The sequence below is a fragment of the Bradyrhizobium sp. CB1015 genome, assembly GCF_025200925.1.
Taxonomy (GTDB): Bacteria; Pseudomonadota; Alphaproteobacteria; order Rhizobiales; family Xanthobacteraceae; genus Bradyrhizobium.
Map to the genome: position 1 here is coordinate 5,763,293 of NZ_CP104174.1, position 11,624 is coordinate 5,774,916.

An 11,624-nucleotide genomic window follows, 5' to 3' on the forward strand; every position below is an offset into this window, starting at 1 on the left:
ACCGGAGAGAACAATGTTCGTCGATATCGATCATGCATCACTCGCGATGGCAGGCTCGAGCTTGCCCGGAGATCAACCCATCTTCATGCTCAATCTTCTGCGCTATCGGGATGAGGCCTTGTACCGGGACAAATCCGAGCTTCCGGCCTGTAGCGGCCGCGAAGCCTATTACGCGCGCTATGTCCCCGCATTTCGCAAGGTCGCGATTCCGCAAGGGGTCACGCCGACTTGGCTTGGATCCGTCGGAGCTCTGCTGGTGGCAGCGCAAGGCGAAGCCTGGCACGACGCCGCAATCGTTCGCTACCCGGACTTCGCGACCTTTCGAGCGATCGTCTCGAGCTCCGATTACCGGCGTGAGGCCGAGCCCCACCGCTTGGCCGCGCTCGCCGAGTGGCGTCTGATTGCGACGACCGAGGTTCAGGTGCCGGGTTGATGTGCAACCGAACGCATTAAATTGACCGTGTGCGATCGGGTTGCTTCTCCATAAACCACACGGTCACGCTAGATCGCGCCGATATCAGCAAGGCAGGCTTGCGTCAGACTCATGCGGGCCTCGATGTGGCGCGGCTCCTTGCAATCCATGTTGAGCGCGAAAACAGTGTGCGCCTCGCCCTTCTCGGCCCAACCGACCATCCAGCCGAGCGACGGCTCGCCGCGCTCGGCGCCCAAGAGACCGGATTTGGCGCGGATAACGGCGTCGCCGACCTTGGTCGTCGGCAGGATGTCGGCGACGACATCCTGGCTGCGCTTCGAGATCGGCAGCGCGCGGCGGCGCAGCCGGTCGACGAAATCGACTTGCTCGACCGGATCGATGCGCAGAGCCCCGGTGAGCCAGAACTGGTCGATGCCGCCGCCGATGTCGCGATTGCCGTAGTCGAACGCATCGACATATTGCTGCATGCGCACCTCGCCGATGCGGCGCGCGATCTCCTGATAGACCGGCACCGCGCTCACGAGAACCGCGCTGCGCAGCGTGTGATCCTTGTTCCAGGCCTCGATCGGGCGCTTGACGCCGTCCCAGGGAAACACGTCCTTGTCGGGATCAGTGACGACCCCCGTCTCGAGCGCAATCAGCGAGTTGGGAATCTTGAAGGTCGAGGCCGGCAGCTTGCCCTCGCCCGAGCGCTCCTTGTCGCTGGCGACGATCAGATAATCCTCGACCTTGTAGCCGACGAAGGTGCCCGACGTGCCGAGGTCGGTGAAGCGCTTTGCAAGAGCGTCGCGGATTTCATTGCGAGGCGGCGCGACATGGGCGCGCGCGCGTCGAGGCAGGATCGCGGTTGCGGCGAGGAGGCCGAGGGTGGAACGGCGGGTGAGCAAGGGCGGTGTCCGTTGAGCAGCGAAAAACCGGCGCGACCATGCAGCCGCTCCATGGTGAAACGATGACAGGTTATTCTTACCGCCCCCGGCCCGACAGCCGCAGCACGAACACCAGCACCTCGGCGACGGCCTTGTAGAGATCCGGCGGGATTTCGTCGCCGAGCTCGACCTTCGACAGCGCGCCGGCCAGAACCTCGTTCTCCTCGATCGGAATGTCGTGGGCCTTCGCGATCTCGACGATCTTTTCGCCGATCGTGCCCTTGCCCTTGGCGACGACGACGGGCGCGCCAGAGCCCTTCTCGTAATGCAGCGCGATCGCGAGCTTGGACGGATCGCTCATGTGGCGCGATCCAGGAAATGGCCGGCGCGGGTCGGCGCCGGTGGCGGCGGCGTGCCGTCGCGGACCACGATATCACCGGGCTTGAGCTCGGCCTTCGTCAACGCCTGGCTGAGCTCACCGATGCCGGCGCGGAGCTGCTGCGCCGTCGCCGGCCGCTCCGCCCACATCCGTACGAAGGTCTTGTCGCCGTTTAGCGTGATCAGCGCATGCACGGGCCCGGCCGGCTCCACATCGAGCGAGAAGCGCGCGCGCCAGGCGCGCTTGGCGGGATCGGCGGACTCATTGCCGCCATCGCGCGAGATCTCGAACTGCGCCAGCGCAGTGCCTTGCGGGGTCGCGAACGGGATTTCGAAATTCCACTGCGGCACGGCCGGATCGATGCGATGGCCGCTGGCGCCGGTGCGATCGGGGAGCGAAGCAATTTGCAACAGCGTCTGCCGCGCGATCGCGGCATCGGTGTCATCGAGCAGACGATGCACTGTCGCAGCCAGCGGCGTGTCCGGCGCGAGCGACGGCGCGGCGATGGACTGAGGCGCCGGCAGCGCACCGCGGATTGGCGGAGGCGTCGGCTGTGCGGCAGCCTCGAAGATATAGGCATCCGGCACGGCCTTGTTGGAGCCCGGCACGTTGCCGGTCAGGCGCGGCAGGTTTTGCGTGAGCTCTTGCAGCAGGCTCGCGGCGAGGCCCGCGGACATGATTCGCGGCACCGAGGCTTGCGGATTGTTGCCCGCCACCTCGGCCAGTACGGCGGCAGCAAGCGCGCTGCGCGACAGTTGCGCCGGTTGGGCGACGTCCGCATCCAGTGACGGCAACGCCGCTTGTGCCGTCTCGCCCGCCAGTCCAGGCGCGGAGGCTGCGGTCTGCATCGTGGTCGCAGCACTCGCCGGCACCGACCGACCTTGCGCAATTGCCTGCGGCACTCCCGTCTCGATCGCGCCGGAGGTCGACGCCAGCGTCTGGCGTAACACCAGCAGTGCGGCCTTCAAGTCCTGGATCGCGCCGGAGGATGACGTCGTGCCTGCGGCCAATGACGCCTCGAGAAACAGTCCGGACTTCTGGAACGCGGATTCGATATCGCCGCCGTCGAGCGCGGTGCTCAGCGGCGTCTGCTGCGCAAGCACGTCGAGCACCGCCTGCTTCAGCCCTGCGGGCAGATTGCTGCTTGTCACGACGGAGGCCAGGTTGGCGAACAGCGGCGCCTGGCTCCCCTGTTTGGTCACGGCCTCGGCAGAGGCCGTTGCGACGGCGGCCTGCTCGGAGGGCATCAGGGCGTTCCGTGCCGTGACCACCGACGGCGCCAGCGGCGGGCTGTCTACCAGCGAGGCCGCCCGCGGCGTCAGCGTGACCTGATCGCCCGCCGCCTCGCCTGCCCCGCTCATGACCGCGAGGCGAATGGTGCCGTTGTTCTGCGAGACCGCGAGCTGGAGATTCTGCCCCGGCGTCAGCGCCACCTCCGACATCACGTCCATCGACAGGTTGGCGACGGCGATCCGCACCAGATTGTCGGCGAGCACGCTGACCACCCTGGCATCGACGACACTGCCGGCTTGAAGCACGAGATCCGGCGTCGCCGCATCAGCAGGGCGGCTGGCGGCGTTGACGGGAGCGATGGAGGTGACCGGCGTCGGCATCTCGGCAGCCTTAGGGAGCGCCGGCCACCGTAACCGCTGCCTCGTAAACCTCCCGTTAAGGACCTTGGACGGCCGGCGACTTCACCGCTGCCAGAACCGTCACGGCGGCCTGGAAATCCTTCAGGCGCGCGGCGCGGCGGGCGGCCGCCTCCTCGTCCACGCCCCATTGCTCCACGTTCCAGTCCTCGTCGACATGGGCGGCGGCCCAGACCTGGTCGGCATCGCGCACGCCCTGGTCCAGCGCCAGCGCCAGCAGTGCCGAGCCGGTCAGTGTGGTCACCATGTGGAGCGCGGCCACCGACCAGGGGTCGCCGGGCAGCGCGGCCCGTGCGGCCTTCACCGCCTCGTCCGGCTGCTTCACGTGCATCACGCCCTCCGACAGGATGAAATGCGCCCCCAGCGTCTCCGCCGCCCAGAACAGCACGGGGTCCCAATGCGCAGCCTCGCGGGCGACCAGTCCCTCGGGATGGCCGGCACGATAGAACAGCAAGTCGGACTCGAAATATTTGGCGAGGTCGTCGCTGACGAGCTCGACGCGATCGACGACGCCCTCGACCACGCTGTTGGCGATCCGCGTCAATGGCATGGTCACGGGATCGATCGTCTCACCCTGGGCGGTCCATTCCGCGGCGACGCCATCTGCGAGCGCGCTCGTCGGGATCACCACCTGGCGACCGGACGGCGTGCGGATCGGCTTGCCGTCGAGAGTGATAGCGAAGCCGCCCTCGGCCTCGATCACGCCCGCCTCCCTGTAGAAGCGCTTGCGCTGCGGCGGACGCGCCGACTGCCGTGCGGCCTGGCGCGGATCGGGCGGGCTTTGCCCTGCAGCTTCATCGAACAATTCGCGCATGTCGGTTTTCGGTCCCTGCCGCTGAATGCCAGGCTTCTAAGGCAAGACCGGCGGCCGATAAAGCGAGCAGCGGGCGCGCGGGAACTTGCGGGTTTGGCCGCGCCGATCATCCAAGTTCGGCCGCAGGCCCTCAATCGACCTTAGTTTGCGCATCTGAGCGCATAGGTGCCGCGGTCAGCGGGGCCCAGCCCCGCACCTGCGGCATCTTGGAGGCACTTCGACACGCGATCGCTGAACGAATTGCGCGGGAGCGGCCGATAATCGTAGCTCGGCCGCGCATCAAGCTTCGGCATCTTCGGCACCTCCACACTCGGCGGCGGTGGCGGCGAAGGCGGCGGAACGACCTGCGTCGGGCCCGGCAGCAGATCTTGTGCCTGAGCCCCCTGTCCGATGAGCAGTGCGGTCAAAACGATGAGACAGATCGAGAGACGTGTCATGGACCCTATGTTGTGCCCCGACCGCCCCTATTCAACTTAACTATTCTTCAGGCGCGTTCTCGATCGGATCAAATCTGGTTGCGTCCAGCCCCAGCAGGTTCCACGACTGCTGCATGTGCGGCGGCAACGGCGCGGTGGCGTCGATCACGCCGCCGCGCGGATGCGGGATGACGATGCGGCGTGCGAGCAGATGCAGCCGGTTCTGCAGGCCGCCCGGCAGCTGCCAGTTCTCGATGTTGAAATATTTGGGATCGCCGACGATGGGATGGCCGATATGGGCCATGTGGGCGCGCAGCTGGTGGGTGCGGCCCGTCACCGGCTTCAGCGACACCCAGGTCAGCTTGTTGCCGGCGGTCTCGACCACGGCGTAGTACGTCACCGCGTGGCTGGCGCCCTCATCGCCATGCTGGGCGATGCGCATGATGGTGTCGTCCTCGCCCTCCTCTTTTGCAAGGAAGGTCGAGATGCGGCCCTGCTTCGGCTTCGGCAGGCCCGGCACCAGGGCCCAATAGACCTTGCGCGCCGAGCGCGAGCGGAACGCGCCGGTCAGATGCGAGGCGGCAAAGCGCGTCTTGGCGATCAGCAGACACCCCGACGTCTCGCGATCGATGCGGTGGACGAGACGCGGCTTCTGCCCCTTGGCATCGCGCATCACCTCGAGCATCTGGTCGATGTGCCGCGTCATGCCCGAGCCGCCCTGCACGGCAAGGCCAGCCGGCTTGTTCAGGACGAGAACGTCGTCGTCCTCCCAGATCGTCATCTCCTTCAGCGCCTTGAGCGTCTTCTGCGCAGCCTCCGAAAGCGGGCCTGCCGCCTTCGGCGCGTCGAGCTTCAGCGGCGGAATGCGGACGCTCTGGCCCTCTTCCAGCCGGTCCTTGCTGTCGACACGCTTGCCGTCGACGCGCAGCTCGCCTTTGCGGACGACGCGCTGGATGTGGGAGAACGACAGGCCGGGAAAGCGCGCTTCCAGGAAACGGTCAACGCGCATGTTGTTCTCGTCGGCCGTGACCGTGACGGTCTGCACCTTGGTCGGCAGCAGCGCCTCGACGGGTTTTGCAGACGCAGCTCTTTCCAGCTCGGCCTTGGGCGGACGCCGCTCGGCGCGCTCGCCCGGAAAGCGCGGTGGCCTTGCACCCGGCTTACCGCCGGGCTTGCCACCAGGACGCGGCCCGGCCTTCTTCGCGCTACGCGCCTGATGCGGACGCGAGTCGTCGCGCTCACGAGGTTTTGGATTCATTCTCTTGATGCGGCGGCTCATGCAGTTTTTCCAAGCTTTCGTGTCGACTGTGCGCTGGCGCGCCGCGGCAGCGACGCAACCTGCGCGCCCACCTCTTTCTCTGCCAGCCGCAGCTCATATTGCTGCTGCAGGTTCATCCAGAATTGTGGGCTCGTGCCAAACCAGTGACCAAGACGCAGGGCTGTATCGGCAGTAATGCCGCGCTGCCCGTTGATGATGCCGGTGATGCGATTGACCGGCACGTCGATCTGACGCGACAACTCGGCCGCCGTGATGCCAAGCTCTCGCAGTTCTTCGGCGAGCTGTTCGCCGGGATGAATGGGCGTGCGGGGCATAAATTTCCTTCAGTGATAGTCGACGATCTCTACATCAATTGGACCGGGCGATCCCTCTGGCCAATTGAAACAGATCCGCCATTGGTCATTGATCCGGATCGAGAATTGTCCTGCGCGATCGCCCTTTAGGGCTTCCAGTCGATTACCGGGCAATGCCGCCAGATCGGCCAGACTGGTCGCCGCGTCCAATCGATCAAGGCGCGTCTCTGCCTGGCGAGCAAAACCCGAGAATTCCTTGACGTGCTGGCCAGCGGCAAATCGCTCGGTGCGCTTGTCGCGGTAGCTGACGATCATGCCTAGGCAATAGCAAGATTTACGAGTTACGTAAATAGTAAACTCGCTTGAGGACGTCTATTTCCCGCCCCGCTCCTTGCGCAGCTTGGCCCAGTAATCCAGCCGCTTCCTGATCTCCCGCTCGAAGCCGCGCTCGGGCGGGTCGTAGAAGGTCTGTCGGCCCAGGGCTTCCGGGAAGTAGTCCTGGCCGGAGAAGGCGTCGGGGGCGTCGTGGTCGTATTCGTAAGCCGCGCCGTAACCTTCCGACTTCATCAGCTTGGTCGGGGAATTGAGGATGTGCTTTGGCGGCAGCAGCGAGCCGGCCTGCTTGGCGACCTGCATCGCGGTGCCGAAGGCGGTGTAGACCGCGTTCGATTTCGGCGCGGTGGCGAGATAGACGACGGCCTGCGCGATGGCGAGCTCGCCCTCGGGATGGCCGAGGAAGTCGAAGGCGTCTTTCGCCGCATTGGCGATGACGAGCGCCTGCGGATCGGCAAGGCCGATGTCCTCGACCGCCATGCGCACGACGCGGCGGGCCAGGAACAGCGGGTCCTCGCCGGCATCGAGCATGCGCGCGAGGTAATACAGCGCGGCATCGGGATCGGAGCCGCGCACCGACTTATGCAGCGCCGAGATCAGATTGTAGTGGCCGTCGGCCGACTTGTCGTAGATCGGCGCGCGGCGCTGCAGGATCTCCTGCAGCTGCGCGGCATTGAATATCTCATCCGCCCGCGCCGAACGCCAGACCTCTTCGGCGAGCGTCAGCGAGGCACGACCATCGCCGTCGGCCATGCGCACCAGCACCGCGCGCGCCTCCGCATCGAGCGGCAGCTTCCTGCCCTCGACGGCTTCAGCATGCGCGAACAGCTTTTCGATCGCGGCGGCATCGAGCGAGCGAAATACCAGCACGCGCGCACGCGAGAGCAACGCCGCGTTGAGTTCGAAGGACGGGTTCTCGGTGGTGGCGCCGACCATGACGACCGTGCCGTCTTCCATCACCGGCAGAAAGGAGTCCTGCTGGGCGCGGTTGAAGCGGTGGACCTCGTCGACGAACAGCAGCGTGCCCTTGCCCATCTCGCGGCGGGCGCGCGCGGCATCGAACGCTTTCTTCAGGTCGGCGACCCCGGAGAACACCGCGGAGATCTGCTCGAAATGCAGATCCGTCGCGTCAGCCAAGAGCCGTGCCACCGTGGTCTTGCCGGTGCCGGGCGGGCCCCAGAACACCAGCGAGCCGAGCGTGCGCGTCTCCAGCATGCGCGTCAGCGCACCGTCGGGACCGAGGATGTGGTCCTGGCCGACGACCTCCGAGAGCGTGCGCGGGCGCAGCCGGTCCGGCAGCGGATGCGGGGCATCGTGGTCGAGCCCCGCCGCGGCAAAGAGAGTCGGCGTCTCCTTTGGTCGCTTCGGACTCATCCGCCCAGCGTGACGTTGATCTGCTGGCCACCGCGCACCAGCGTGATGCGCCAGATCCGCGGCCGCTCGCCCGCGGCCTTCTCGAGGTCGCCGGTCTTGCTGATCTTCTGATTGTTGACGGCGAGGATGATGTCGCCTTTCTGGAATCCGACACTCGCGGCCGCGGTATCGCCGCCGATATCGGTGATCACGACGCCTTCGGTGTCGGCGTCCAGATGCAGTTCGTCTGCGACCGCCGGCGTGATGGTCGAGACCTTCGCGCCCTGGAACGGCGAGCGCGCGGTGACGACGAGCTCGTTGCGGCCGGTGTCGGGCGCGGTCTCCAGCGCCACCGTCAGCTTCACCGACTTGCCGCCGCGCTGCACGTCGAGCTGCGCGGTGCCGCCGAGCGGACGGGTTGCGAAGCGATAGTCGAAGGCGTTGGGATCATCCACGGTCTGGCCGTCGATCCCGATGATGAGGTCGGAGGATTTCAGGCCGGCTTTCGCCGCCGGACCGTTCGACACCACGCTCGCGACCAGCGCACCCGTCGGCGAGCGCAGCCCGAGGCTCTCGGCGATCTCCGGCGTGACCGCCTGCAATTTCGCACCGAGCCAGGGACGCTTCACCGCCTTGCCGCCGCTCTTGGCGGAGGCGACGACGACGCGCACCATGTTGGCCGGAATAGCAAAGCCGATTCCTTGCGAGCCGCCGGAGCGCGAATAGATCGCGGTGTTGATGCCGGCGAGCTTGCCGCTCATGTCGACCAGCGCGCCGCCGGAATTGCCTGGATTGATCGCCGCATCGGTCTGGATGAAGAACTGATAATCGGTGATGCCGACTTGCGTGCGCGCCAGCGCCGAGATGATGCCGTGGGTGACGGTCTGGCCGACGCCGAAGGGATTGCCGATCGCGAGCACGACGTCGCCGACCAGGAGTTCATCGGAATTGGTGAAGTCGAGCGTTGGGAACTTCTCCCTGCTGTCCTTCAGGCGCAGCACGGCGAGATCGGTCCGGGAATCCTTGAGCAGGATCTCGGCCTCGAACTCGCGCTTGTCCGACAGCGACACCTTCACCTGGTCGGCGCCCTCGATGACGTGGACGTTGGTGACGACGAGCCCGGAGGTATCGACGATGACGCCGGATCCGAGCGAGCGCTGCATCTGCTCGGGCTGCTGGCCCGGCACGCCGAAGAAGCGGCGGAAGATCGGATCGTCCAGCAGCGGATTGCGGTTCTGCACCACCTTTGCGGCATAGACATTGACGACCGCCGGCTGCACCCGCTGCACGATCGGCGCATAGGACATCCGCAGCTCGGCCGGCGACGACGGGACCCGACGGTCCTGCGCCGAAGCCGGATTGAAGTTGGCCGAAAGGGCTACGCACAGCGCCGTGACGGCGGCAGTCCAGGTCGCTCGAAACATTCCTACCTCTTGGAAAAGACGCCGGAATATAGGCGCGTTCGCCCCCCAATAGAAGGGCGCCGGAGGGCAATATTCGGCCCCCTCGCCGGCGTGTCCGGCATGTAAGCGTGCCGTGCGAATCGGCAATTTCGCCCGGGCGGCGGATTGGCATGATGTGCGTCATCTTGCATGCTGGTGTGAAGCGGATTCGGTTGCGGCGAATTTGCATCAGTGGGAACCCACGCAACCGGTCGCAGCGTCGCGGGGCAGTCATCGATCACACCTAGGCTCTCCGTTCGCGACTTGGGGAAAACAGTCAGATGATGGAGGCGTAAACGTGAGCAGAACAAGAATTGCGGCCACCGCGATTGGTCTCGCAGGTGCGCTGGCGGCCTCGCAGGCCCAGGCCCAATCAGCAAGCAGCAGCGAGCAGGAGATCGCGCTGTTGAAGCAGCAGCTGAAGATGCTCGAGCAGAAGCTCGACAAGCTGCAGAGCCAGACCGCGGCGAACACGGCAGCCGCGGCAAAGGCGAAAGCCGAAACCAAGGCAGAGGCCAAGGCCGAGGCGCGCGCGGAGGCAAAGGCCGCGGTGGCCAATGCCAACGCGGCAATCCCGGTCAAGGGGCCCGCGCCGGCGTCCGGCGTCGTCGTGACGATGCCGAACAACCGGCCGACGATCTGCACCGCCGACCAGGCCAACTGCGTCGCCATCACCAGCCGCCTGCATTGGGACGTCGGCGGCTATGATTATCGTCCCAACACCGCAGCCACCGTGCCGCAAAAGCTCGACAGCGGCCAGAATGTCCGCCGCGCGCGCATCGGCGTCACCGGCAAGTTCTTCAACGACTGGAATTTTGCGCTGGTCTATGATTTTGGCGGCTCGTCCGACGGCTTTGGCGGCGCAGCTCCGGGATCCCTGCCCGGCGGCGGCGTGTCTGGCGTCGAGAACGCCTATCTCAGCTATACCGGCCTGAAGCCGTTCGGCGGCAAGATGGCGATCGAGGCCGGCATCATGGACCTGCCCTACACCATGGACGAGGCGACGAGCTCGAACGACATCATGTTCATGGAGCGCGCCTCGCCCGGCGTCATCGCGACCAACATCGCCGCCGGTGATTTCCGTTCCGCAGCCGGTGCGCGCTGGTTCAACGACCAGCTGTGGATCGGCGGCTATGTCACGGGGCCCTCGACCGGCGCGATCCATTCCGCCTCGAGCGCTACGCCGGCGGGCACCAGCGAGCAATATGGCGCCGTGGCGCGCGTGGCCGGCAATCCCATCAGCGGCAAGGATTATTCGGTGCATATCGGCGCCGATACGCAATGGCTGATCCAGCCGCCGCGCAATCTCATCGCCAATACGCAGACGGTCACGCTGAGCGATCGTCCGGAATTGCGTCTCGATCCGACCACGCTGATCTCGACCGGCGCCATCGCCAATGCCTCGGGCGCGCAGGTCTACAGCGTCGAGGCAGCGGCGACCTACGGCCCGTTCATCGTCCAGGGCGAGTATTTCTGGTACAATGTCGATCGCACCGCCAACACGGGTGTGCCGCTGGTCGGCGCACCGAGCCTGAAATTCCAGGGCGGCTACGCGCAGGCCGGCTATGTGCTGACCGGTGAAGGCCGCACCTACAATGCGGCGAACGCGGCCTATAGCGGCGTCAAGCCGGCGCATCCGTTCTCGCTCGACGGCGGTGGCTGGGGCGCGTGGGAGATCGCTGGACGCTTCTCGACGATCGACCTCAATAATCAGCTGGGAACGACGACCGGCATCGCCGGCGGCCGGCAGACCGTCTATACGCTCGCCCTCAACTGGTACGTCAACGGCAACGTGCGCTTCATGCTCGACTATCTGCACGGCACGGTGTCGCGGCAGGCCTCGCCGGTCTCGACCGCAGACGTCGGCTCGAAGTTCGATGCGGTCGCGATGCGCACACAGTTCGCGTTCTAAGAACGAGCTCGTTCGGGAGCGGCAAAGTCCGCTCCCGCACGATCACGCTGCGCGTTTCTTCTTCACGACCACCGGCGGCGGCGCACAGGACAGCCGCTCCTGATGGCTCTCGCCCCAGGCCTTCAGGATGTCGATCACCGGCCTCAGGCTCTCGCCCAACTCCGACAGGCAATACTCCACCCGCGGCGGCACCTCGGCATAGACCTTGCGGATGACGAGCTTGTCCTCCTCCAGCGCGCGCAGCTGCTTCGTCAGCATGCGCTGGGTGATGCCGGGCATCCGGCGGCGCAATTCGCCGAAGCGCTGGGTGCCGCTCTGCAGGTGATAGAGGATCACGCCCTTCCACTTGCCGTCGATCAGGTCCAGCGTCGCCTCGACCGAGCAGCCGGGACGGCGGGCGAAATTGCGGCGTTTCATGCGGGTTTTTCCCAATAGTATCCAAACAGGGACTATAT

12 protein-coding genes are annotated in these 11,624 nt (G+C 66.0%); 2 read left to right on the forward strand and 10 right to left on the reverse strand.

Annotation, left to right across the window (positions count from 1 at the left end; genetic code table 11):
- Positions 1-13 precede the first annotated feature (13 nt).
- A complete protein-coding gene (locus N2604_RS26870; RefSeq protein WP_260371144.1) occupies positions 14-433 on the forward strand; it encodes a hypothetical protein in 420 nt (139 codons plus the stop codon).
- Positions 434-501: 68 nt separating this feature from the next.
- Here N2604_RS26870 and blaOXA read toward each other — a convergent pair whose 3' ends face one another.
- From blaOXA to N2604_RS26915, 9 genes are all read right to left on the reverse strand, one after another.
- Complete coding sequence (gene blaOXA / locus N2604_RS26875) at positions 502-1,320, reverse strand: class D beta-lactamase (protein ID WP_260371145.1); 819 nt, start codon at positions 1,318-1,320, stop codon at positions 502-504.
- 76 nt (positions 1,321-1,396) lie between these two features.
- Positions 1,397-1,660: an EscU/YscU/HrcU family type III secretion system export apparatus switch protein gene (locus N2604_RS26880; RefSeq protein ID WP_025036968.1), complete on the reverse strand. Its 264-nt coding sequence runs from the start codon at positions 1,658-1,660 to the stop codon at positions 1,397-1,399.
- Entirely contained in the window at positions 1,657-3,291 is a 1,635-nt protein-coding gene (locus N2604_RS26885; RefSeq protein WP_260371146.1) for a flagellar hook-length control protein FliK, read from the reverse strand. Before N2604_RS26885 ends, N2604_RS26880 begins: the two co-directional genes overlap by 4 nt.
- A 55-nt stretch (positions 3,292-3,346) precedes the next feature.
- A complete protein-coding gene (locus N2604_RS26890; RefSeq protein WP_260371147.1) occupies positions 3,347-4,141 on the reverse strand; it encodes an ATP12 family chaperone protein in 795 nt (264 codons plus the stop codon).
- A gap of 477 nt (positions 4,142-4,618) precedes the next feature.
- On the reverse strand, positions 4,619-5,836 hold the full coding sequence (locus N2604_RS26895) for an RluA family pseudouridine synthase (RefSeq protein ID WP_260371148.1): 1,218 nt from the start codon (positions 5,834-5,836) through the stop codon (positions 4,619-4,621).
- Positions 5,833-6,150 (reverse strand): HigA family addiction module antitoxin, encoded by a 318-nt coding sequence (locus tag N2604_RS26900; RefSeq protein ID WP_063195082.1) that lies wholly within the window; start codon positions 6,148-6,150, stop codon positions 5,833-5,835. The genes N2604_RS26895 and N2604_RS26900 overlap by 4 nt, the downstream gene beginning before the upstream one ends.
- Before the next feature lie 9 nt (positions 6,151-6,159).
- Entirely contained in the window at positions 6,160-6,444 is a 285-nt protein-coding gene (locus N2604_RS26905; RefSeq protein WP_260371149.1) for a type II toxin-antitoxin system RelE/ParE family toxin, read from the reverse strand.
- Positions 6,445-6,501: 57 nt separating this feature from the next.
- Complete coding sequence (locus tag N2604_RS26910; RefSeq protein WP_260371150.1) at positions 6,502-7,836, reverse strand: replication-associated recombination protein A; 1,335 nt, start codon at positions 7,834-7,836, stop codon at positions 6,502-6,504.
- Complete coding sequence (locus N2604_RS26915) at positions 7,833-9,239, reverse strand: DegQ family serine endoprotease (RefSeq protein WP_260371151.1); 1,407 nt, start codon at positions 9,237-9,239, stop codon at positions 7,833-7,835. Before N2604_RS26915 ends, N2604_RS26910 begins: the two co-directional genes overlap by 4 nt.
- A 316-nt stretch (positions 9,240-9,555) precedes the next feature.
- Here N2604_RS26915 and N2604_RS26920 point away from each other — a divergent pair, with 316 nt between their 5' ends.
- Positions 9,556-11,169 (forward strand): OprO/OprP family phosphate-selective porin, encoded by a 1,614-nt coding sequence (locus N2604_RS26920; protein ID WP_260371152.1) that lies wholly within the window; start codon positions 9,556-9,558, stop codon positions 11,167-11,169.
- Between the two features lie 42 nt (positions 11,170-11,211).
- Here N2604_RS26920 and N2604_RS26925 read toward each other — a convergent pair whose 3' ends face one another.
- Positions 11,212-11,586: a helix-turn-helix domain-containing protein gene (locus tag N2604_RS26925; protein WP_057029641.1), complete on the reverse strand. Its 375-nt coding sequence runs from the start codon at positions 11,584-11,586 to the stop codon at positions 11,212-11,214.
- Between the last annotated feature and the right edge of the window lie 38 nt (positions 11,587-11,624).

Excerpts from the sequence above, each read along its gene's own strand:
- N2604_RS26870 (WP_260371144.1), top strand. The coding sequence starts at position 14 with ATGTTCGTCGATATCGATCATGCATCACTCGCGATGGCAGGCTCGAGC.
- N2604_RS26880 (WP_025036968.1), bottom strand. The coding sequence starts at position 1,660 with ATGAGCGATCCGTCCAAGCTCGCGATCGCGCTGCATTACGAGAAGGGC.
- N2604_RS26885 (WP_260371146.1), bottom strand. The coding sequence starts at position 3,291 with ATGCCGACGCCGGTCACCTCCATCGCTCCCGTCAACGCCGCCAGCCGC.
- N2604_RS26890 (WP_260371147.1), bottom strand. The coding sequence starts at position 4,141 with ATGCGCGAATTGTTCGATGAAGCTGCAGGGCAAAGCCCGCCCGATCCG.
- N2604_RS26895 (WP_260371148.1), bottom strand. The coding sequence starts at position 5,836 with ATGAGCCGCCGCATCAAGAGAATGAATCCAAAACCTCGTGAGCGCGAC.
- N2604_RS26900 (WP_063195082.1), bottom strand. The coding sequence starts at position 6,150 with ATGCCCCGCACGCCCATTCATCCCGGCGAACAGCTCGCCGAAGAACTG.
- N2604_RS26905 (WP_260371149.1), bottom strand. The coding sequence starts at position 6,444 with ATGATCGTCAGCTACCGCGACAAGCGCACCGAGCGATTTGCCGCTGGC.
- N2604_RS26910 (WP_260371150.1), bottom strand. The coding sequence starts at position 7,836 with ATGAGTCCGAAGCGACCAAAGGAGACGCCGACTCTCTTTGCCGCGGCG.
- N2604_RS26915 (WP_260371151.1), bottom strand. The coding sequence starts at position 9,239 with ATGTTTCGAGCGACCTGGACTGCCGCCGTCACGGCGCTGTGCGTAGCC.
- N2604_RS26925 (WP_057029641.1), bottom strand. The coding sequence starts at position 11,586 with ATGAAACGCCGCAATTTCGCCCGCCGTCCCGGCTGCTCGGTCGAGGCG.